Origin of the sequence: Listeria monocytogenes ATCC 19117, assembly GCF_000307025.1 — a bacterium.
In the GTDB taxonomy this organism is placed as follows: domain Bacteria; phylum Bacillota; class Bacilli; order Lactobacillales; family Listeriaceae; genus Listeria; species Listeria monocytogenes_B.
In genome coordinates, this window is sequence record NC_018584.1 from 1,394,471 (window position 1) to 1,415,872 (window position 21,402).

General features: G+C 37.2%; 20 protein-coding genes. 15 read left to right on the plus strand and 5 right to left on the minus strand.

Going from position 1 to position 21,402, the window contains the following annotated elements; genetic code table 11:
• Positions 1-106 precede the first annotated feature (106 nt).
• Together LMOATCC19117_RS06965 and LMOATCC19117_RS06970 are read left to right on the plus strand one after the other, a co-directional pair.
• Complete coding sequence (locus LMOATCC19117_RS06965; RefSeq protein WP_003719652.1) at positions 107-787, plus strand: response regulator transcription factor; 681 nt, start codon at positions 107-109, stop codon at positions 785-787.
• A complete protein-coding gene (locus LMOATCC19117_RS06970; protein WP_003727467.1) occupies positions 784-2,235 on the plus strand; it encodes a HAMP domain-containing sensor histidine kinase in 1,452 nt (483 codons plus the stop codon). The genes LMOATCC19117_RS06965 and LMOATCC19117_RS06970 overlap by 4 nt, the downstream gene beginning before the upstream one ends.
• A 36-nt stretch (positions 2,236-2,271) precedes the next feature.
• Here LMOATCC19117_RS06970 and LMOATCC19117_RS06975 read toward each other — a convergent pair whose 3' ends face one another.
• The 3 genes from LMOATCC19117_RS06975 to LMOATCC19117_RS06985 form a co-directional block, all read right to left on the minus strand.
• Entirely contained in the window at positions 2,272-3,099 is an 828-nt protein-coding gene (locus LMOATCC19117_RS06975) for a membrane protein insertase YidC (protein WP_003722505.1), read from the minus strand.
• 36 nt (positions 3,100-3,135) lie between these two features.
• Positions 3,136-3,417 carry a hypothetical protein gene (locus LMOATCC19117_RS06980; protein WP_003726837.1) on the minus strand — a complete coding sequence of 94 codons (282 nt, stop codon included), beginning with the start codon at positions 3,415-3,417 and terminating at the stop codon, positions 3,136-3,138.
• Between the two features lie 85 nt (positions 3,418-3,502).
• Positions 3,503-3,784, minus strand: coding sequence for an acylphosphatase (locus tag LMOATCC19117_RS06985; RefSeq protein WP_003722507.1), 282 nt, complete (start codon positions 3,782-3,784; stop codon positions 3,503-3,505).
• 139 nt (positions 3,785-3,923) lie between these two features.
• On the opposite strand from LMOATCC19117_RS06985, the gene LMOATCC19117_RS06990 reads away from it, so the two are divergent.
• Together LMOATCC19117_RS06990 and fni are read left to right on the plus strand one after the other, a co-directional pair.
• Positions 3,924-4,271 carry a DUF1033 family protein gene (locus LMOATCC19117_RS06990; RefSeq protein WP_003726835.1) on the plus strand — a complete coding sequence of 116 codons (348 nt, stop codon included), beginning with the start codon at positions 3,924-3,926 and terminating at the stop codon, positions 4,269-4,271.
• Between the two features lie 28 nt (positions 4,272-4,299).
• Positions 4,300-5,376 carry a type 2 isopentenyl-diphosphate Delta-isomerase gene (fni, locus tag LMOATCC19117_RS06995; protein WP_003727466.1) on the plus strand — a complete coding sequence of 359 codons (1,077 nt, stop codon included), beginning with the start codon at positions 4,300-4,302 and terminating at the stop codon, positions 5,374-5,376.
• Between the two features lie 39 nt (positions 5,377-5,415).
• On the opposite strand, the gene LMOATCC19117_RS07000 is transcribed toward fni, so the two are convergent.
• On the minus strand, positions 5,416-6,375 hold the full coding sequence (locus LMOATCC19117_RS07000) for a rhodanese-related sulfurtransferase (protein WP_003734573.1): 960 nt from the start codon (positions 6,373-6,375) through the stop codon (positions 5,416-5,418).
• 250 nt (positions 6,376-6,625) lie between these two features.
• On the opposite strand from LMOATCC19117_RS07000, the gene LMOATCC19117_RS07005 reads away from it, so the two are divergent.
• Positions 6,626-7,552, plus strand: coding sequence for a YitT family protein (locus tag LMOATCC19117_RS07005; protein ID WP_003727465.1), 927 nt, complete (start codon positions 6,626-6,628; stop codon positions 7,550-7,552).
• 150 nt (positions 7,553-7,702) lie between these two features.
• The gene (locus LMOATCC19117_RS07010; protein ID WP_003734574.1) at positions 7,703-9,976 is read left to right on the plus strand and encodes a DNA translocase FtsK; all 2,274 of its coding nucleotides are present in this window, start codon (positions 7,703-7,705) and stop codon (positions 9,974-9,976) included.
• A 33-nt stretch (positions 9,977-10,009) separates the two neighbouring features.
• On the opposite strand, the gene proG is transcribed toward LMOATCC19117_RS07010, so the two are convergent.
• On the minus strand, positions 10,010-10,849 hold the full coding sequence (proG, locus tag LMOATCC19117_RS07015) for a pyrroline-5-carboxylate reductase ProG (RefSeq protein ID WP_003725950.1): 840 nt from the start codon (positions 10,847-10,849) through the stop codon (positions 10,010-10,012).
• Between the two features lie 352 nt (positions 10,850-11,201).
• Here proG and LMOATCC19117_RS07020 point away from each other — a divergent pair, with 352 nt between their 5' ends.
• From LMOATCC19117_RS07020 to pgsA, 9 genes are all read left to right on the plus strand, one after another.
• Positions 11,202-12,275, plus strand: coding sequence for a BMP family lipoprotein (locus LMOATCC19117_RS07020; RefSeq protein WP_003722514.1), 1,074 nt, complete (start codon positions 11,202-11,204; stop codon positions 12,273-12,275).
• A 431-nt stretch (positions 12,276-12,706) separates the two neighbouring features.
• The gene (locus LMOATCC19117_RS07025) at positions 12,707-14,248 is read left to right on the plus strand and encodes an ABC transporter ATP-binding protein (protein ID WP_003727463.1); all 1,542 of its coding nucleotides are present in this window, start codon (positions 12,707-12,709) and stop codon (positions 14,246-14,248) included.
• Positions 14,241-15,293, plus strand: coding sequence for an ABC transporter permease (locus LMOATCC19117_RS07030; protein WP_003725954.1), 1,053 nt, complete (start codon positions 14,241-14,243; stop codon positions 15,291-15,293). Before LMOATCC19117_RS07025 ends, LMOATCC19117_RS07030 begins: the two co-directional genes overlap by 8 nt.
• Entirely contained in the window at positions 15,290-16,240 is a 951-nt protein-coding gene (locus tag LMOATCC19117_RS07035) for an ABC transporter permease (RefSeq protein ID WP_003727462.1), read from the plus strand. Before LMOATCC19117_RS07030 ends, LMOATCC19117_RS07035 begins: the two co-directional genes overlap by 4 nt.
• A gap of 116 nt (positions 16,241-16,356) precedes the next feature.
• Positions 16,357-17,649, plus strand: coding sequence for an EF-P 5-aminopentanol modification-associated protein YfmF (gene yfmF / locus LMOATCC19117_RS07040; RefSeq protein ID WP_003734575.1), 1,293 nt, complete (start codon positions 16,357-16,359; stop codon positions 17,647-17,649).
• Positions 17,630-18,916 carry an EF-P 5-aminopentanol modification-associated protein YfmH gene (yfmH, locus tag LMOATCC19117_RS07045; RefSeq protein WP_003727460.1) on the plus strand — a complete coding sequence of 429 codons (1,287 nt, stop codon included), beginning with the start codon at positions 17,630-17,632 and terminating at the stop codon, positions 18,914-18,916. Before yfmF ends, yfmH begins: the two co-directional genes overlap by 20 nt.
• Positions 18,917-19,007: 91 nt before the next feature.
• Entirely contained in the window at positions 19,008-19,739 is a 732-nt protein-coding gene (gene ymfI / locus LMOATCC19117_RS07050; protein WP_003727459.1) for an elongation factor P 5-aminopentanone reductase, read from the plus strand.
• Between the two features lie 50 nt (positions 19,740-19,789).
• The gene (locus LMOATCC19117_RS07055) at positions 19,790-20,719 is read left to right on the plus strand and encodes a helix-turn-helix domain-containing protein (protein WP_003734576.1); all 930 of its coding nucleotides are present in this window, start codon (positions 19,790-19,792) and stop codon (positions 20,717-20,719) included.
• Positions 20,720-20,809: 90 nt separating this feature from the next.
• Positions 20,810-21,388, plus strand: coding sequence for a CDP-diacylglycerol--glycerol-3-phosphate 3-phosphatidyltransferase (pgsA, locus tag LMOATCC19117_RS07060; RefSeq protein WP_003723921.1), 579 nt, complete (start codon positions 20,810-20,812; stop codon positions 21,386-21,388).
• Positions 21,389-21,402 lie beyond the last annotated feature (14 nt).

The following is a 21,402-nucleotide window of genomic DNA, read 5'->3' on the forward strand; positions in this document are numbered from 1 at the left end:
AGTGAAAATATCTATTTATGCGCTGTTATTAGTTGTTTTTGAGCTAAAGTTCGTTACAATAGTAATAGGAATATAGTGTAATGACCGAAAGAGAGGGTTAGGCCAAATGAATAGAATATTAATCGTAGAAGATGAAAAAAACTTAGCACGCTTTATCGAACTCGAATTACAACATGAAAATTATGAAACAGCGGTTGCTAATGATGGACGTGCTGGACTAGAACTCGCACTTAATGAAGAATGGGATGCTATTTTACTCGATCTAATGTTGCCGCATTTAAACGGTGTAGAAGTTTGTCGCCGTGTACGCCAAGTGAAACAAACACCCATTATTATGATAACCGCACGTGACTCTGTTATCGACCGTGTATCCGGACTGGATCACGGAGCAGATGATTACATCGTCAAACCCTTCGCTATTGAAGAATTACTTGCGCGCCTTCGCTCGCTATTGCGTCGGGTGGAAAATGCAGAACAATCTGCTAAACAAACAACGCTACAGTATCGTAATCTAATTGTTGAAAAGGAAAATCGCATTGTCAAACGCGACGAAGAAATCATTGACTTAACAAAACGAGAGTATGAACTTTTACTTACGTTAATGGAAAATGTTAATATCGTTCTTACGCGGGAAGTGTTACTCAATAAAGTATGGGGTTATGAAACAGAAGTAGAAACAAATGTAGTGGATGTGTACGTTCGTTACTTACGAAATAAAATTGATCATCCTGACGAAGAAAGTTATATCCAAACAGTTCGCGGGACAGGGTATGTGATGCGTACATGACGACTAGCCCATTTTCCTTAAAAAGTCGTTCTTTGAAATTCAAATGGACTTTTGGAGCTAGTGCAGCTATTTTTCTAACTTTTTTCTTATTTTCCTATGCCATTTACCAAGGAATTGGGCAAATGTTGTTAAATGAAGAAGAACCAGAAGTAAAAGAACTGCTTCTAGCAACAACGAGCACTTTAACGAATCAAGATTTGACCGATAATGAGGAAATTAAGTATTTATTTAATAACGATAAAACGGTGAATCGAAAATTACAAGATCAAGTAATTAATCTGTATGATAAAGACGGCCATTTTATTAATAAGTATTATTTTTCAAGAAGTCAAGATATTACTAGCATTGATTTTTCGCAGTATTTTGTTAGTGGTACGGACAAGTTTATTATGAATAAACCAACGATTGACGGACAGAAGATGATGACGGCGCAAATGCCCATTGTAGCGGACGACAATACGACCGTGATTGGTTACGCGCAGGTGGTAAATCCGCTCACTTCCTATAATCGGATGATGGACCGGCTTCTCGTTACGATGATTTTACTTGGGGCAGTGGCGCTCTTTATTAGTGGAATGCTCGGCTACTTGCTAGCACAAAATTTCTTAAACCCACTGACTCGTCTAGCTCGAACAATGAATGATATTCGAAAAAATGGTTTCCAAAAACGAATCGAAACGAAAACCAATTCCCGCGATGAAATTGGCGAATTGACCGTTGTTTTTAATGATATGATGACACGAATTGAAACTAGTTTTGAACAGCAAAAGCAATTCGTAGAGGATGCTTCTCATGAATTACGTACCCCAGTGCAAATTATGGAAGGCCATTTAAAATTACTCACTCGTTGGGGAAAAGATGATCCGGCTGTACTTGATGAATCATTAAACGCTTCGTTAACGGAATTAGAACGTATGAAAAAATTAGTACAAGAAATGCTTGATTTATCAAGAGCGGAACAAATTTCACAAACAAAAGAATTACAAATTACCGATGTAAATGCAACAGTAGAACAAGTAAGACGTAATTTTGAAGTGATGTATGAAAATTTCACGTTTACTTTAAAAGAAGATGATACTGATTTACGAGCACTTATTCAACATAATCATTTAGAGCAGATTTTAATTATTATTATGGATAATGCTGTGAAGTATTCAGGTGACGGCACCGAAGTGGATATGCATGTCTATAAAGAACAAAAGCAAATCCATATTGATGTGCGCGATTACGGGGAAGGCATCTCACAAGAAGAGATTGATAAAATATTCAATCGCTTCTACCGTGTAGATAAAGCCAGAAGCCGCGAAAAAGGTGGTAATGGCCTCGGACTTGCGATTGCTAAACAATTAGTCGAAGGATATTTAGGAACGATTAATGCGGTTAGTGAGCCAGATAAAGGTACAACGATAAAAATTACACTTCCTTACATTGAACCAAAATCTAAATAAAAAAACCGCAACCTTATGACGAGGTTGCGGTTTTTTTTATTTTTCTTTCTTTTGTTCTTCCACGATTTGCTCGAATTCTTTTTCTTCTTGCTCCATTACTTTAATTTCTGGGTGTTTATTCATGTAAAGTTTTTTCGTTAGTAATGTTTGACCTGCTAAGAAGAGTCCGCCGACAGCCCAGTATAACGCTAGTGCAGAGGGAGCTGTGAAGGAAACGAATAAAATCATAATAGGAGACATTAAACCGATAATTTTCATTTGTTTCTTTTGTTCTGGTGAATAACCAATCATGGAAACAAAGTATTGTGCTAAGTAGACAAGCCCGGCGATAATTGCCAGCACCATATCCGGTGAACCTAAGTTAAACCATAAGAATGTGTGGCTAGCAATTTCGGAAGATCCGCGAATAGCATAATAGAAAGCCATCAATATTGGCATTTGAATAAGTAATGGTAAACAACCCATTTGCATTGGATTGATATTATACTTGGAATAGACGGCCATCATTTCTTTTTGAATAGTGGCTTGTTCTTCTTTCGATGTTGCACGTTTTAGTCGAGCTTGAATTTCATCAATTTCTGGTTTGGCAACGGCCATTTTGGATTGCATTCCCATTTGAGCTTTAGCAGTACGCAAGTTTAGTGGCATAATTAGTGCACGGATAAGTAACGTTGTAATAATAATCGCAATTCCGTAATTACCCCCAACAAACTTTGCAACGAACATAATAAAACTAGTAAATGGTTGGATTAAATAAGTGCTGAAAAAACCATCTGTATTTTGTGAAGGGTCCATACTACAACCTGTAAGTAATAGTAAAGCACCAAGTAAAACGCTAATTAAAATAATATTTTTCTTTTTCAATGTTTCATTTTCCTCCTAAATAGTAAAATAATCAATTCATACGTTGGAAAATGAAAAACTGTCTTCATCATCAGTAATGGCGCTACATTTCCTGGTTATAGCCAGCCAATTAATAACAAAATTAGGCGTAGTTATATAAATTTGAGCTCGAAGTGAAATTTTTACTAGCTTTAAGCAGATAGCGTCAGCGGGTAGCACCATTTTCGGTTTTAATAATGTAATGGCTGACCAATAACTGAAAATCGTCAACATTAATAAAAACGTTACTGTGAGTGAAATGAATTCTGGTTCAAGTAAAATTTGTAAAATGGAAATCATGCCACGCAGTCGCTCCTTTCAAGGTTTTAGTACTCATTAACTATAATGCAAAAAGAGCTATAGCACAACTACTATTTTTGGAATTTTAGTAAACGATATCAAATGTTTTTCGTTCTTCTACAGGGGCACCTTTGTAAATATAAACGTGTTCGATACGACAACCGGGCGATGGGCCTTTTTTGATAGCATCAATGAATTTATTTAAGTTTTCTTCTTCAGCAATTGCATGAATTTCAACGGAACCGTCATCTAAATTTTTCACTGTTCCACTAATGTCATATTTGTAAGCAACGTGTTTGGTTGTGTAACGAAATCCAACACCTTGCACAAATCCAGTCACTCTCAAAATCGCTGTATCTCTAGCCATAACGAAACCAACTCCTTTTATTTTTCCTTATTACTAGTGTATCTTTTTTTAGCATTACTTTCAAAAATTTGCATTCCAGTATTTCCAGAAAGCTTATGCTATAATAAGTGTATTATATTTACTGTTGGGAGTTTTTGATATGACAAAATGGAATGTCTATCTAACTAAAGGAGAATACGAGCCTTGGTGGTTTTTCGAGGAATGGGAAACTTCCATTCAAGCCGACTTTGCTTTTTCAGATAAGGAAGCTGCCTTTCTGAAGTATCAAGAGTTAGCAGACGAGTTACTACGGAATTATCCTAATCATCAAACAAAAAAAGATTGTTTGTTAGCAGCTTGGAATGAAGAAGAAGTTGAGTACTGCGAGGACTGTGAAGATGATATTCAAACATTTCACGGGCTTATTTTATTTTCTGATGGGGAAGTGTATCAACCAACTCCCGAAGAAAAAGAGACGATTTTTAAACCTGTTTTAACCTTTGCTTGAGGCGAAAAGAAATTTGGAGGATTAACACATGCAGAAGAACGATGACTTATTAAGAGAACGTCGAAAAGACGAACACGTGGCTCTTGGAGTAAAACAGAATGAGCAGTTAGCGCCATCGAGTTTAGAAGATATTCAACTGATTGGAACTTCTATCCCGCGCTATAATGTGAAAGATATCGATTTAACCACAACTATTGTGGGGACCAATGTGCCTTTCCCATTGTATATTAATGCGATGACAGGTGGAAGTCGGCATACGAAAAAAATTAATGCCGAACTTGCTGAAATAGCACGCGAAGTAGCTATCCCAATGGCTGTTGGTTCCCAGTCTGCAGCTCTAAAAAATAGTTCGCTAATAGATACCTATAAAATTGTCAGAGAAATCAATCCGAATGGGATGATTTTAGCAAATATTAGTCCAGAAGTAGCCCTTCAAGAGGGACTTCGGGCGATCGAAATGTTAGAGGCAAATGCACTTCAAATTCATATTAACCCGGCACAAGAATTAGTTATGCAAGAAGGCGACCGTTCTTTTAGTCATTGGCTAACTAGAATAGAAGAGTACGTCAAGCTTTCGCCAGTTCCAGTAGTTGTAAAAGAAGTTGGCTTTGGAATGACGCGTGAAACAGTAAAAACGCTAGCTGATATCGGCGTTCAAACCGTAGATTTAGCTGGAAAAGGCGGAACAAACTTTGCCCAAATTGAAAATGACCGCCGCCGTGATCAAGCATATGATTTCTTACTTGATTGGGGTATTTCCACCGGACAGGCTTTAATAGACATGCAACACCAAGATGCGCCAAAGATTGCTTATTTAGCGTCAGGTGGTATTAGGAACCCGTTAGATATCGTTAAAGCATTAGCGCTCGGAGCAGATAGTGTAGGTATGGCAGGACAAATTATTTATTCACTAAAAAAAGAGGGCGTCACCAAAACCATTGAAAAACTGGAGCTATGGAAAGAACAACTACGTGGCTTATTTGTTCTTGCAAATGCGAAAAACATCTCAGAATTAAAAACAACGCCATTAATCATAAGTGGTGAACTTGCTAAATGGGGCGCATTACGAGAAATCGATTTAGTCAAACTAGCTAATAGAAAATAAAAACCAGCTGCTATTCATTTAGCAAAGCTGGTTTTTTATTTATTGAACCATTTCTGGTAAAGTTTCATCGATTGCTTGAAGACGTTCAGTGAATTCTTCTTTAGATAAATTTTTCGTATAAAGATTTGCGGGATGAACGCGGCAATCATGCGAACAACTACGCAAATATTTTTTCTCATTTTCGATAGAAGCTAGGATTTGCTTATTGCAATACGGGTTAGCACAATTGATGTAACGTTCGCAAGGCGTGCCGTCAAAGTAATCTTTCCCAACGATAGTAGGGTTTACTTGGTTAATCGGAACCGCGATTCTTTCATCAAAAACGTACATTTGGCCGTCCCAAAGTTCCCCTTTGGTTTCTTCGTTTTTACCGTAAGTCGCAATCCCGCCGTGAAGTTGACTTACATCATCAAAACCCGCTGTTTTTAACCAACCGGAAAATTTCTCACAACGAATACCACCAGTACAGTAAGTGACGATTTTTTTATCAGCAAGTTGCTCGCGATTATCTTCAATCCATCCTGGTAACTCACGGAAATTTTGAATATCTGGACGAACAGCGCCGCGGAAATGACCGATATCAAATTCATAATCATTTCTAGCGTCTAAAATAACCGTATCTTCATCCAACAATGCTTCACGAAACTCAGAAGGCTCTAAATAAGTCCCTGTAACTTCTAAAGGATTAACATCTTCTTCTAAACTTAAACTAACAATTTCAGCACGAGGCCGTACATGCATTTTCTTAAAAGCATGAGCATCAGCCGCGTCAATTTTAAATACCATATCAGCGAAGCGAGCATCGTTTGCCATATAATCCATATATTTGTTTGTTGCTTCTACTGTACCCGAAACGGTGCCATTAATCCCCTCAGTAGCCACCAAAATTCGGCCTTTTAATCCCATTTCTTTGCAAGCAGCAAGATGCTCTTTTGCAAAAGTTTCTGGATCATCAATCGTTGTGTATTTGTAATATAACAACACTTGATAGTCACTCATAATCTTATCACCCTTCAAAATGTATTTCATGTGTAAGAAAAATTCTCCACAAGTTTGCGCATTAATACTATACTATAGCAAATTCAGACTGGCAAGTAACCGAACCGTAAAAAAATGCTTCTTATAGTTAACTATATGTACAAGTACAAAAAAGCTATGGTATACTTATTAAATATGAAGCGAAAATTTTGTTGATGAAAGCAAATCCTGTTTTCATTGCCTAAAATAAAGAATGAAGTAAGGATTGGGCGTGAGCTATGTGCAAATAAATGAATCGTTTATGGAAGAACTAGCTTTAAAAAAAGTAAAACAAGAACGCAGGAAAAGGTTGAAGTGGTTTGTTTATAAGTTTTTAATGATTACCTTTGGCGCAATTTTGATGGGGGTTGGGCTGGAACTTTTCCTTGTAAACAACCGAATTTTAGATGGTGGAGTCGTTGGTATTTCGATTATTATTTCGCAACTAACGCCGCTGCCACTAGGGGTTTTAACTTTTGTACTTAATATTCCGTTTTTCATCATAGGTTACCGAAAAATCGGAAAAGTATTTGCGCTGTTTACATTGTACGGAATTGCAGTCATGTCGATTGTAACGCTCGTTTTACACGATATGGATCCAGTGACAGATGATTTACTACTTGCGACTGTTTTTGGCGGAATGACGCTTGGTCTTGGGGTGGGTCTTGTTATTCGTAACGGAGGGGCGCTTGATGGAACAGAAATCATTTCAATCATTATTAACGGTCGGACGCCATTTTCAACAGGACAAATTATTATGTTTATTAATATTGTTATTTTTATCGTTGCTGGACTTGTGTTCAACTGGGATCGAGCGATGTATTCCTTAATTACGTATTTCCTAGCGTATAAAGTAATTGATATTGTTATTCAAGGTGTAGATGAATCGAAAAGTGCTTTTATTATCAGCCGCTATTACGAGGAAATTGGAGCAGAAATTATGGAGCAACTTGGAAAAGGTGTTACATACTTAGATGCAACTGGCGGGTATTCCGGTGATGTAAGAAAAGTAGTTTTCGTTATCGTCTCAAGATTTGAAGAAGTAAAAGTGAAAGCCATTCTGGATGAAATAGATCCAGATGCCTTCTTAGCTGTCGGAGGAAGTATGTCGGAAGTCCGCGGCGGAAAGCTGATGAACACGAAAACACCGCACCTATAACAAAACAGAAACCATATATCTCCTACTTGGGATATATGGTTTTTTGACGAAAGGAAACATTTGTTTGTATAATAGGGCTATAGTATGAGCGACAGAACGGATAGATGTGCTATAATAAAACAAGCAAAAAAGGAATGGGTGGGACTTGAAATGGCGACACAAAAGAAAAAAACGAGCGGACGTAAAAAATCGTCAACACGCTCAAAAAAGAAACAATCAGCCTCTTTTCGTTTAGAAATAACAGGGGTTATTTTAATAGCAATAGGAGTTATCGGACTTTTACAATTAGGCTTTGTCGGTCGCGGTTTTTTTGCTCTGGCTGAAATGTTTGTTGGTCTTTTAAGCTATGTATTACTTGCGGGTAGCGTGATACTTGGTGGGTACATGGTGATTAGAAGAAAAATGCCTCACTTATTTAGCAAAAGACTAGTCGGTATTTATCTTATTGTTTTAGGCTTTTTGACATATATACATATGTATTTCATTATCCACAACTTAGGAGCAAATGCCTCCGTTATTTCTAGTACTTGGAAATTAGTATTAGAAAATTTATTTAGACCAAATCAAGTTGGTTTTGTTGGTGGGGGAATGATTGGGGCAGTAATTACCTCCGTTACGTATTTCTTATTAGATAGATTAGGAACGAATTTGATAGCTGTTCTACTTATTATCTATGGTTTTTCCCTTGTATCGGGTATTTCCATCCGGCAATTTTTCTCCAAAATTGCCGAATTTGTTCGTTACTTATTTGCAAAAGGCAAAGTTGCGACCGAAAAAGGCAAAGAAGTGAAAGCGAAACGTGATAAAAAGAAAGCAGAGAAAATAGTTGAGGTTGAGCCTGATGAAGTACTAGATGTAGTAGACCCCGCGCAAGAAGAAAAAGCGCCACCAATCATCTCTAACTTTAGCTCCAAAGTAGAACAAGAAAAAGCACCAGTCGAAGAAAAAACAACCAAACAAGAGCAAGATTTAGAAATGTTTCAGCAAGAATCGTTCGAAAATGAGATTTATCAATTGCCCCCCGTTGATATTTTAGCACCGGCTAAAGTAACGGATCAAAGTAAAGAATATGACCAAATTAAAGTAAACGCAAAAAAATTAGAAGATACCTTTGAAAGCTTCGGAGTGAAAGCAAAAATCACCCAAGTTCATCTTGGCCCTGCAGTGACAAAATATGAAGTACAACCATCTGTCGGTGTTAAAGTGAGCAAGATTGTTTCACTCAGTGATGATATAGCACTTGCTCTAGCAGCAAAAGATATTCGAATTGAAGCGCCAATTCCGGGGAAATCTGCTATTGGAATCGAAGTAGCGAACCAAAATGTAGCCATGGTTTCTTTACGTGAAGTGTTAGAAAACAACCCTAAAAACAATCCAGACGAGAAGCTTCAAATAGCACTTGGTCGTGATATTTCTGGAGAAGCAATGATGGCAAGTCTCGATAAGATGCCTCATTTACTCGTCGCAGGAGCAACTGGTAGCGGGAAATCTGTGTGTATTAATGGTATTATTACAAGCATTTTACTCCGTGCCAAACCACATGAAGTCAAAATGATGATGATTGATCCAAAAATGGTTGAGCTAAATGTCTATAATGGCATTCCACACTTGCTCGCACCAGTTGTTACCAATCCTAAAAAAGCAGCCCAAGCATTGCAAAAAGTCGTTGCGGAAATGGAACGGCGCTATGATTTATTTTCGCATACAGGTACTCGTAATATGCAAGGCTACAATGATTATGTAAAAAAACATAATGAGCTGAACGAAGAAAAACAACCTGAATTGCCTTTTATTGTTGTAATTGTAGATGAGTTAGCTGACTTGATGATGGTAGCTTCCAATGACGTAGAAGATGCGATTACTCGCCTTGCTCAAATGGCACGTGCTGCGGGAATACATTTAATTATCGCAACACAGCGTCCATCAGTAGATGTTATAACCGGCGTAATTAAAGCGAATATCCCGTCTCGAATTGCTTTTGCCGTTTCAAGTTCCATTGATTCAAGAACGATTCTTGATATGGGCGGAGCAGAGAAGTTACTTGGACGAGGCGATATGCTGTTACTTCCAGTTGGCTCTAGTAAACCTACCCGAATTCAAGGCGCTTTTTTATCGGATGCAGAAGTAGAAGATGTAGTTAATTACGTTATTTCGCAACAAAAAGCACAATATAGCGAAGAAATGATTCCTGATGATATTCCAGAAGTCGAAGGAGAAGTAACGGATGAATTGTATCACGAAGCAGTGGAGCTTGTTGTAGAAATGCAGACAGCTTCCGTTTCGATGTTACAAAGAAAATTCCGTATTGGCTATAATCGTGCAGCTAGGTTGATTGATGAAATGGAACAAAGAGGTGTAGTTGGACCTTACGAAGGAAGTAAACCAAGAAGAGTAAATGTGGAAATTAATCCAGAGCATGAATAAAAAAAGGTTGCGATTTGTAGTCGCAACCCTTTTTTATAAAAGTAAATCTTGCTTTTGTGCTTGAATTTCTTTTTTACTAGAAGCATATTTTGTTTGAGTTCGGTCAAGGAGTTCGTCAAAAAATTGGGGTAACTGCTCCTCACTGAGTTCAATGCCTTCAGCAGTGATCCCGCCCTTTGTAGCAACGCGTTCAATTAAGCCACTAAACGTGTAATCTTCTTCTACTAATAATTTAGAAGTCCCAGCTAAAGCAAAATTAATCATTTGAAATACTTCCGCATCTGATAATGAAGATCTTCTAAGAGCAGCTTCTACAAATTGCTCGAAAATAGCAGCAATTATTCCAGGAGAAGAGCTAGTTAAATCGCTAGCGATATCCATATTTTCCTCTCGGATAGTCATTACATGTCCAAAATGCTCAAATGTCGTTTCTAACCAAGAAGTGTTAGCTTGATTCACTGTGTCAGCGTGCGCAATCAAAGTAGTTCCAACATTAACAGCAGTTGTGAGAGAAGGGATTAATTTACTTACCTGTAAACCCGGAGTGATTTCAATAATATCTGAAGTACTCACACCAGCTGCAATAGAAATCACATGACGATCAGGTGTCAATACCGCAGCACAATCTTTCATAAGTGGTAAAACTGCGAGAGGTAACTTACAAACGAAGCTATGATCTGCTTTTGTGAAAATTTCGGCTTCGTTATCAGCTAGCTTAGCAGTTGGATATTTATTATAAAATTGGTTGAAATGTTCGTTTTTTGAATTGGAATAAAGGATGAGTTCTTCGGGAGTTGCAACCTCAGTTTCTATTATTTTAGTCGCAATTAACGATGCCATACTTCCAAAACCAATAAAACCTATTTTTGCCATTTCCATCCCGCCTTTCATTATTCATTTTATTATGAAGGGAATAAAAGAGGATTGCAACTAAACTTGATTGTTTACTTTTTCACGTTAATGCGCTTGTGCCTAAGGATTGACAAAAAAACGAATGATTCCGACAGAATTAAATTTTCTGAATTCATTTGCATTAAAAATTTATGAAGTTGGTTATTTATTTATTTTATTTTCCATGTTATATTAAGAACAGTTAGAGAAGACGTTAAATGTTTTTGTGCGTTTTCCGAAAAAGGGACCATACATAATTTTTTAATACGCGCCTGAATGTTTGTTTTGACAGAAAGCTCTGACTAACATTATATCTCTCGGGAGGGGTTTTAAGGTGAAAAAGCGTACATTTGCTTTAGCACTATCAATGATTATTGCTTCTGGCGTTATCCTAGGTGCTTGTGGTTCGAGTAGCGACGATAAAAAAAGTAGCGATGATAAGAGCAGTAAAGATTTTACAGTAGCAATGGTTACAGATACTGGTGGCGTTGATGACCGTTCGTTTAACCAATCAGCATGGGAAGGCTTACAAAAATTTGGTAAAGCTAACGACATGGAAAAAGGTACAGATGGTTACAACTACTTGCAATCAGCTTCTGAAGCAGACTACAAAACAAACTTAAACACTGCTGTTCGTAGCGATTATGATTTAATTTATGGAATTGGTTACAAACTGAAAGATGCAATTGAAGAAGTTTCTAAACAAAAACCTAAAAATCAATTCGCTATTGTTGATGACACAATTGATGACCGTGATAATGTAGTAAGTATTGGATTTAAAGATAACGATGGTTCTTATCTAGTTGGTGTAGTAGCTGGCTTAACAACAAAAACAAATAAAGTTGGATTTGTTGGTGGAGTAAAAGGAACTGTTATCGACCGTTTTGAAGCTGGTTTCACTGCTGGTGTAAAAGCTGTTAATCCTAACGCACAAATTGATGTGCAATATGCAAACGATTTCGCTAAAGCAGACAAAGGACAACAAATCGCTTCTTCCATGTATTCAAGTGGAGTTGACGTAATTTTCCATGCTGCTGGTGGTACTGGTAACGGTGTCTTTGCAGAAGCTAAAAACCTGAAGAAAAAAGATCCTAGCCGTGCTGTTTGGGTAATCGGTGTTGACCGTGACCAATGGGACGAAGGAAAAGTTACAGCAAACGATGGCAAAGATTACAATGTAACTCTTACATCTGAAATCAAACGTGTTGATATCGCTGTAGAAGACCTTGCAACTCGTGCTAAAGCTGGAGATTTCCCAGGCGGAACTAAAATTGAATACGGTCTTGATAAAGATGCTGTAGGGCTTTCTGAACATCAAGATAATATTTCTAAAGACGTTCTTGCTAAAGTAGAAGAGTACAAACAAAAAATCGTTGATGGGGACATTAAAGTTCCAGAAAAACCTTGATTTTATAGTTATAAAAAATGAGTAATATGAACGAAGTAAAACCTTTTATGAAAGTCGGTATCAAACGTACCGGCTTTCATAAAAAAATAATTTGTAAGCGTTTTAATTTGATAGGTAAACCCTTTTACTAAAAGAAAATAATCGGTATATTGGAATTTATGATTGCAATGAATGCCATTTAGAAATAAAATAAGGAGATGGCTTTTTTAATAGCTTAAAAATGCAAGGTAAACTTTCGTACATAGATGGTATTATAAATCGCATTTTACAACATACCAAAGTATTTAAGCTGAAAAGTCATTGAACAACAAACGGATAAAAAACTCGGAACCTTCTTCGGGAGGAAGTACGGGGAGAGGCGGCGTCCTTCGAGAGAATCGCGCGTGTGGCTGTTTTTCCAGTTTGAACCAGACGACAAGGGGAGTGAAGAAGTGGACTTTGTTATTGAAATGTTAGGAATCAGGAAGGAATTCTCTGGATTTGTAGCAAATGATAACATTACCTTACAGTTAAAGCAGGGAGAAATTCATGCTTTGTTAGGTGAGAATGGCGCAGGTAAATCTACGCTAATGAATGTCTTGTTTGGTTTATATGAACCAGATGGTGGCGAAATTCGTGTTCGTGGTACGAAAGAAAATATCAATAGCCCGAACAAAGCAAATGAGCTTGGAATCGGAATGGTCCATCAACATTTCATGTTAGTGGATAAATTCACGGTTGCAGAAAACATCATCCTTGGTAAAGAGCCAAGCAAACTCGGTGTTATCGAAAAGAAAAAAGCGATTGAAGAAATTAAAGAAATTTCTGATCGTTACGGCTTACGCGTTGATCCAAATGCAGTTGTACGAGATATTTCAATCGGTATGCAACAACGTGTGGAAATTCTAAAAACGCTTTACCGTGGTGCAGATATCTTGATTTTTGATGAACCAACAGCTGTTTTGACACCCCAAGAAATCAAAGAATTAATCCAAATTATGCGTTCCCTTATTAAAGAAGGCAAATCCATCATTTTAATCACACATAAACTAAAAGAAATCATGGATGTTTGTGACCGTGTAACTGTTATTCGCCGTGGTAAAGGTATGGGTACTGTTAATGTTCCGGAAACAACACCACAAGATTTGGCTAATTTAATGGTTGGTCGTGAAGTGGTCTTTACAACAGAGAAAATAGATGCCAAACCTGGCAAAGATGTTTTAGAAGTAAAAGATTTAGTTGTGAAAGAAAGCCGCGGAGTTGAAAGTGTTCGTGGACTTAATTTGACTGTCAGAGCTGGCGAAATCGTCGGAATAGCTGGAGTCGATGGTAATGGTCAGAGTGAACTTATTTCAGCGATTGCAGGTCTTTCTAAAGTAACTAGTGGTAGTATTCTTCTTAATGGCGAGCATATCGAAAACAAAAAACCTCGTAAAATTACGGAAGCTGGTTTAGGACATATTCCAGAAGACCGTCATAAACATGGTTTAGTACTCGAAATGTCTCTAGGAGAAAATATTGCTTTACAAACATATTATAAAAAACCTATTTCTAGCAAAGGCTTCTTAAATCATAAAGCAATGTACGACTTTGCGCGTGAGTTAATTGAAGAATACGATGTTCGTGCAAGTAGCGAATACGTAGCAGCAAAATCGCTTTCTGGTGGTAACCAACAAAAAGCAATTATTGCAAGGGAGATACACCGTAATCCAGATTTCTTAATTGCGGCTCAGCCAACACGTGGACTAGATGTTGGAGCAATTGAATTCATTCATAGACGCTTGATTGAACAACGAGATAATGGAAAAGCTGTTTTACTTATGTCGTTCGAATTAGATGAAATCATGAATGTAAGTGACCGTATTGCGGTTATATACGAAGGGAAAATCGTTGCTATTGTTGATCCGAAAGAAACAACGGAGCAAGAACTTGGTCTGATGATGGCTGGTTCATCCAAACAGGAAGCGGAAATGGGGGAGAAAGAGCATGTCTAAACGACTACAAGCATTAGTTATCCCAGTTACAGCCGTTATCCTTGGACTTATCTGCGGTGCGATTATCATGCTTATTTTTGGATATGACCCAATTGCTGGTTATTCGGCTCTGATTCAAGGTGTTATCGGAGAAAATTTCTATATTGGTGAAACAATCCGCCAAGCTACACCGTACATTTTAGTTGGTCTATCTGTTGCAGTTGCATTTAAAGCCGGACTTTTCAATATTGGTGCGGAAGGTCAAATGCTGATGGGATGGTTAGGTTCCATTATCATCGCTGTAAACTTTGACGGTTTAACTAAATGGATTCATTTACCACTTGCGATTATTACTGGTATGGTTTTTGGTGCACTTTGGGCATTCATCCCAGGTATATTAAAAGCAACTTTACGTGTGAATGAAGTTATCGTAACAATCATGCTTAATTACACGGCACTTTATATTTTCAACTATGTCGTACAAAATTTACTTACAGATGGTTTGGACAAAACGCAAGAAATTCATGCGTCCGCTTCCTTACAATCTGAATTATTACAATCACTTACAGATTATTCGTCTCTACATTGGGGGATTTTAATAGCCCTAGGTTTTGCACTTATTATTTGGTTAATGTTAAACAAAACTACTTTTGGTTACGAAATCGAAGCAGTTGGATTTAACGAAAATGCATCGCAATATGCCGGTATGAGTGTAAAGAAAACAATTATCTTTTCCATGGTTATTGCCGGAGCGCTTGCTGGTCTTGGTGGCGTAATGGAAGGTCTTGGAACATACGGAACGGCTTATGTTTTAACTTCTTCTCCAGGGATTGGTTTTGACGGTATCGCCGTTGCATTACTCGGAGGAAGTTCTCCAATTGGGATTGTCTTCTCTGCCATCTTGTTCGGCGCTCTAAAAGTAGGAGCACTAAACATGCCAGCAGTTGCAGGCGTTCCAAACGAATTAGTCAACGTAATTATCGCTCTGATTATCTTCTTTGTGGCATCCAGCTACATTATCCGCTGGGCGATGGCAAAATTTAAGAAGGGGGCGAAAGCAGAATGACAGCCATTTTAGCGACAATTGTTTCTAGTACACTGCTTATGGCAGGCCCACTAATTTTTACTGCTCTCGGGGGCGTTTATTCAGAACGAGGCGGTGTGGTTAATATTGGACTAGAAGGTATGATGGTTATGGGAGCATTCTCTGCTATCGTCTTTAACCTTACTTTCCAAGACACTTTCGGCAATTTAACTCCTTGGATTTCACTTATTGCGGCGATGGTCGTTGGGGGATTATTCTCTCTTGTACATGCTGTTGCAACTATTAACTTCCGCGCTGACCACGTAATCAGTGGTGTAGCGATTAACTTTTTAGCAACCGGTCTATCTTTATTCCTTGTAAAAGTAATTTATGATAAAGGCCAAACAGATCAAATTAAGTACTACTTTGGTAAACCGGATATTCCTGTTTTAAGTGATATTCCAGTTATTGGTGATATTTTCTTCAAAAACATTCCGGTAATGAGTTATGTGGCGATTCTATTTGCAATCGCATCTTGGTTTATTATTTATAAAACGCGTTTTGGTCTTCGTCTTCGTTCTGTAGGGGAACATCCTCTTGCAGCAGATACGATGGGAATCAAAGTTCGCTGGATGAGATACCAAGGGGTTATCATTTCTGGTATCCTTGGCGGTCTAGGTGGCGCGGTTTACGCCCAATCCTTTACACTTGATTTCGGACACGCAACTATTTCCGGTCAAGGTTATATGGCCCTTGCAGCGATGATTTTTGGTAAATGGAACCCACTTGGAGCAATGGGGGCAGCTATTTTCTTCGGATTTGCGCAATGTTTGGCAATTACCGGCGGATCGCTACCATTCTTCAAAGACATTCCAGACGTTTACTTACAAATTGCGCCTTATGTATTAACTATCTTAGCGCTTGTTGGCTTTATCGGTAAATCCGAAGCACCAAAAGCAGATGGTGTGAACTACATTAAAGGTAAATAATACGAGTAAACAGCCTAGATTAAATTCTAGGCTGTTTTTTATGCTAGAAAATTGTGCGTGGCAACAACTTAGGATACAATAGGAAAGTGAGATCATTGCTTGAAAGGAGCATTATAATGACAGACAAAATATTTCAAGAAAAAGTTGGTCCGGTTGCACTAACAATTGTTCCAACCCAAAAATATAAATCCAATAAAATTGTTTTCAAATTTCGCGCTCCATTAGAAAGAGAAACAGTAACTAAACGGGCTTTACTTTCAATATTATTAGAAACAAATAGTGAAAAATACCCAACTCAAACAGCTTTCAGAAAGCAATTAGCGAATCTTTACGGTGCTAATTTTTATACAACAACAGCTAAAAAAGGTAATGAACACGTATTAACTGTTATTTTCGATATGATTGATGGGCAATATGTATCGGACGGAATTCATATTTTGGAAGATGCTTTTGCTTTTATAGAACAAGCATTATTCCATCCAAATGTGACAAACGGCGCTTTCAATGATGAAACACTTGCTCGCGAAAAAGAGAACTTGAAAAGTAGTTTAGAAGGTATTTACGATGACAAAATTCGTTTTGCTTCTAAACGACTAGTAGAAGAAATGTTCCGCGATGATGAGTTTCGTTTTGGCTCAGCTGGCGTTTTAGAAGACATTGATGCTATCACAGCGAAAGATTTATATGAATACTACTTACAATTTATTGCAGAAGATGCTATCGAAATATTTATTTGTGGAGATGTAACAAAAGAAGAAGTATTTCCTCTTATCGAAAAAATGGCTTTTGCGCCACGTGCTGAACGAAAAGGTGTTTTTTATACAAAAGAAGCTCCAAAAGTAGTGCGTACTATTCATGAGCAACAAGCGATTAATCAAGGGAAACTTGTACTTGGTTATCAAACAGAAACCTTATTTGGAGATGATGATTTCGTTGCACTTCAACTTGCAAATGGGCTTCTTGGCGGATTTGCTAATTCGAAAATCTTTATCAACGTTCGCGAAAAAGCGAGTCTGGCTTATTATGCTTCAAGCCGAATTGATTCTTTCAAAGGTTATATGATTATTTCAGCTGGAATTGATGAAGTAAATTACGAACAAGCCTTAAAAATTATTGAAGAACAAGTAGTAGCAATGAAACAAGGCAATTTTACAGAAGATGAATTAAACCAAACAAAAGAAATGCTCATTAACCAATTGCTTGAAACAAATGATCAGGCGCAAGGTTTGATAGAACTGGTTTACAATAATGTTCTACGTAAAGCAAACTTAGACTTAGAAAATTGGATTGCGAAAATCAAACAAGCAACCAAAGAAGAAGTAGTTGCTGCTATCAATAAAATTAAACCAGATACCATTTATTTCTTAAGTAAGGGAGGAGAAGAACTTCATGGAAAAAATCACATTTGAGCAAGTAAAAGAAGCAGTCTTTCATGAAAAAATGGCAAATGGCTTACAAGTGTATCTTCTTCCAAAACAAGGTTTTAGTAAGACTTATGCTGTATTCACAACAAATTACGGTGCAATCGATAATAACTTCGTCCCAATTGGTGAAACAGAGTTCACGAAAGTACCAGATGGTATTGCCCATTTCTTAGAACATAAAATGTTTGAAAAAGAAGACGGCGATGTATTCTTCAAATTTGGCGAAAAAGGCGCGTTTACGAATGCATTTACCTCTTTCACAAAAACAGCTTATCTTTTCTCGAGTACTTCTCGAGTGGAAGAAAACTTGGAAACGCTGATTGACTTTGTACAAGAGCCGTATTTCACAGAAGAAACTGTTGAAAAAGAGAAAGGTATTATCGGCCAAGAAATCAGAATGTATGATGATGATCCTGATTTTCGCGCTTATTTTGGCGTAATCGAAAATATGTATCATAATCATCCAGTAAAAATCGATATTGCTGGAACCGTTGAATCGATTGCCGAAATTAACAAAGATTTACTGTATCTTTGCTATAACACATTCTATCACCCTAGCAACATGGTCCTTTTTGTTGTAGGGAATTTAGAACCAGAACAAATGATGGACCTGATTCGCGCCAATCAAGCGAAAAAAGAATTCGCTGAAGCTGCACCGATCAAACGTCATTTCCCTGAAGAACCAAAAACAGTTGCAGTGAAAGAGCGTAAAATTCATTTCCCTGTTCAAATTGCTAAGAACCTTGTAGGGATTAAAGAAGATATTGGCTCTTTAGAAGGCCAAGCTGCTTTAAAACAAGAAATTATTGGAGATGTAGCCTTGGAAATGCTCTTTGGCACAACCTCTGACACTTACTTGAAGTTATACAACGAAGGAATCATTGACGACACATTTGGCTATGATTACACCTTACAAGATAGCTTCTCGTTCGTATTAGTTGGTGGAGATGCCAAAGATCCAGATAAACAAACCGAAAAAATCAAAGAAGCAATGAAAGAAGCTGCCAAAAACGGCTTAAATGAATCTGATTTAGCATTAGTAAAACGCAAACGAATTGGTCAATTTTTGCGTTCGCTGAATTCTCCGGAGTTTATTGCGAACCAATTTAGCCAATACGTTATGAAATCAGCTTCTTTATTCGATATTTTACCTTTAATGGAGGAAGTTACCCTAGAAGAAGTAAATGCATTTGTTAAAAATTTGGATCAAGAAGAGCGAACAACAAGTTTCCAATTACTTCCAGAACAATAAACAAATTATGTCTTTTTTTAGTAGAAAAAATAGCATAAATTGCTGAGTCATGCTATCATAAAAGAAATAGACTGGAAAGGGTTGCCTTTTTTTGGATAAAGAGATAAAATATGCTTTTGTAACAGGGGCTAGCGGGGAAATAGGTCAAGCAATTTGTTTGTCACTTGCGAAAGCTGGTTGGAACTTGTATCTTCACTATTATCAAAATAAACAAGCAGTGGAAAAATTACTGCCACAATTACTAGCAGAAGATGTAGATGTTATACTGATTCAAGCTGATTTTGATGATTTAACAAGTTTAACAGAGATGGAGAAGCAAGTTTTTCAGTTAGATGCCTTTATTCATGCAGCAGGGCACGCCCATTATGGTTTATTCCAGGATACTACAGATATAAATATTACTGAATTATGGAATGTGCATATGTATATGCCAATGCGATTAATTCGCACTTTTATGCCCAAATTAATGAAAAGTAGCCAAGGAAGAATTATTTTCATTAGTTCTATATGGGGAGAAGTTGGTGCATCAATGGAAGTAGCGTATTCAACTGTAAAAGGTGCACAAATAGCCTTTTGCCGTGCGCTAAGTCAAGAGGTGGGACTTTCTGGAATAACAGTTAATGCAGTTACACCAGGGGTTGTAGAAACAAAAATGATGGATCAGTTTTCGGACGAGGAGAAAGAAATTCTTCGTCAAGAAATCCCTTTAAATCGTTTTGCCCAACCAGAAGAAATTGCAGAAATTGTAGCATTTTTGACAAGTAAAAAAGCAAGCTATATCACTGGAGAAGTTTTGCGCTTAAATGGCGGTTGGCTTATGTAATTTTAGTAAAAAAATGGAAATTTGAAATTAGTAATGGTAGGTGTTTAATTTTGACAGAACTCGGTGATAAACTGAAACAAGCTAGACGTGAAAAAGGACTCAGTTTAGACGACTTGCAACAAGTAACGAAAATTCAAAAACGTTATTTGGTAGCGATTGAAGAAGGAAATTATGCTGTAATGCCTGGCAAATTTTATGCAAGGGCATTTATTAAACAATACGCAGAAGCAGTTGGGATAGATAGCGCAACACTTTTCGACGAGTTTGAAAGCGAAGTTCCGGAAACACCGCAACAAGAAGTAGTAAATAATGAGCCAACACGGGTACAAAGTAAAAGAAATCCGATGCCTGCACAATCTGTAGGTAATCAAGCGAATACTCGTAATCGTTTTTTTGATATCTTACCAAAAATCCTTATTGCTTTATTTATTGTGTTTATTCTTTTCATTGTTTGGTTTTTCTTGCTTAATAAACAAGACAATTCCACGGAAAAAGTGAAAACAGATACAAATAATCCTACAGTAAAAGTAGAAGATTCGACAAAAAGCAAGGATACAAGTAAAGACACTGAGAAAAAAGATACGACAACAAACAAAGATAAATCTACAGAAACAAAGGATAAAAAAGAAGATACAACCAAAGAAGTTGAAGTGACTAAAGGAGAGACGTCTGGTAATGCCACTACGTACACAGTGAAAAATACGGACAAAATGACTCTGTCACTTAGCGCCACTGGTGATTCTTGGATAGGCGTTTCCGATGCGAATGGTAGTACAATCCAAAACGAAACACTATCAACCCAAAATCCTTCTGCAGAAATTGATTTAGGTGATAACAAGACGGTTTCTATCGTTATCGGAAATTCTCCTGTTACAACTGTAAAAATCAATGGTAAACAGCTAGAACTTGCACCTGATCTTGTTAAACAAGTATTAACAATTAATTTAGAAGCAAGTGATACTAGCTCAGATGCTGAATAATTTGTTTTATATGGCGAAATCTACTCATTAGATTTCGCCAACATTTTTTATAATTACATACTTTTCAAATGTAAAAAAGGAGAGAAAAAGATGAATTTACCTAATAAATTGACGGTTATCCGAATTTTTATGATACCAATTTTTGTCATTCTTTGTGTAGTGCCATTCGACTGGGGAAGCGTTACTTGGCTTGATTCCACTATTCCGGTAACTAGTTTAGTAGCAACTATTATTTTCATTGTAGCGGCTCTTACAGACTGGTTTGATGGACATTTAGCTCGCAAGTATAATTTGATTACTAACTTCGGTAAATTTGCTGATCCGATGGCTGATAAACTACTTGTAGCAGCTGCATTTATTATTCTTGTAGAAATGCATATCGCTCCATCTTGGGTAGTTATTCTTATTATTAGTCGTGAACTAGCTGTTACTGGTCTTCGCTTACTTTTAGTTGAAGGCGGAGAAGTACTTGCAGCTGGTCAACTTGGTAAAATTAAAACATTCACACAAATGATTGCTATTCCGCTTATGTTATTAAATAATTTTCCATTTGCTTGGACAGGTATTCGTGTGGATTTAGTGTTCTTGTATGTATGTGCATTCTTTGCAGTATGGTCAGGGATCGATTATTTCTACAAAAATCGTGGTGTTTTCAAAGGGTCTATGTAATAAATGAAAAAAGC

Excerpts from the sequence above, each read along its gene's own strand:
- LMOATCC19117_RS07035 (WP_003727462.1), top strand. The coding sequence starts at position 15,290 with ATGACAGCCATTTTAGCGACAATTGTTTCTAGTACACTGCTTATGGCA.
- proG (WP_003725950.1), bottom strand. The coding sequence starts at position 10,849 with ATGGCAAAAATAGGTTTTATTGGTTTTGGAAGTATGGCATCGTTAATT.
- yfmF (WP_003734575.1), top strand. The coding sequence starts at position 16,357 with ATGACAGACAAAATATTTCAAGAAAAAGTTGGTCCGGTTGCACTAACA.
- LMOATCC19117_RS07030 (WP_003725954.1), top strand. The coding sequence starts at position 14,241 with ATGTCTAAACGACTACAAGCATTAGTTATCCCAGTTACAGCCGTTATC.
- LMOATCC19117_RS06980 (WP_003726837.1), bottom strand. The coding sequence starts at position 3,417 with ATGATTTCCATTTTACAAATTTTACTTGAACCAGAATTCATTTCACTC.
- fni (WP_003727466.1), top strand. The coding sequence starts at position 4,300 with ATGCAGAAGAACGATGACTTATTAAGAGAACGTCGAAAAGACGAACAC.
- LMOATCC19117_RS07000 (WP_003734573.1), bottom strand. The coding sequence starts at position 6,375 with ATGAGTGACTATCAAGTGTTGTTATATTACAAATACACAACGATTGAT.
- yfmH (WP_003727460.1), top strand. The coding sequence starts at position 17,630 with ATGGAAAAAATCACATTTGAGCAAGTAAAAGAAGCAGTCTTTCATGAA.
- LMOATCC19117_RS06985 (WP_003722507.1), bottom strand. The coding sequence starts at position 3,784 with ATGGCTAGAGATACAGCGATTTTGAGAGTGACTGGATTTGTGCAAGGT.
- LMOATCC19117_RS06970 (WP_003727467.1), top strand. The coding sequence starts at position 784 with ATGACGACTAGCCCATTTTCCTTAAAAAGTCGTTCTTTGAAATTCAAA.
- LMOATCC19117_RS07010 (WP_003734574.1), top strand. The coding sequence starts at position 7,703 with ATGGCGACACAAAAGAAAAAAACGAGCGGACGTAAAAAATCGTCAACA.
- pgsA (WP_003723921.1), top strand. The coding sequence starts at position 20,810 with ATGAATTTACCTAATAAATTGACGGTTATCCGAATTTTTATGATACCA.
- LMOATCC19117_RS06965 (WP_003719652.1), top strand. The coding sequence starts at position 107 with ATGAATAGAATATTAATCGTAGAAGATGAAAAAAACTTAGCACGCTTT.
- LMOATCC19117_RS06990 (WP_003726835.1), top strand. The coding sequence starts at position 3,924 with ATGACAAAATGGAATGTCTATCTAACTAAAGGAGAATACGAGCCTTGG.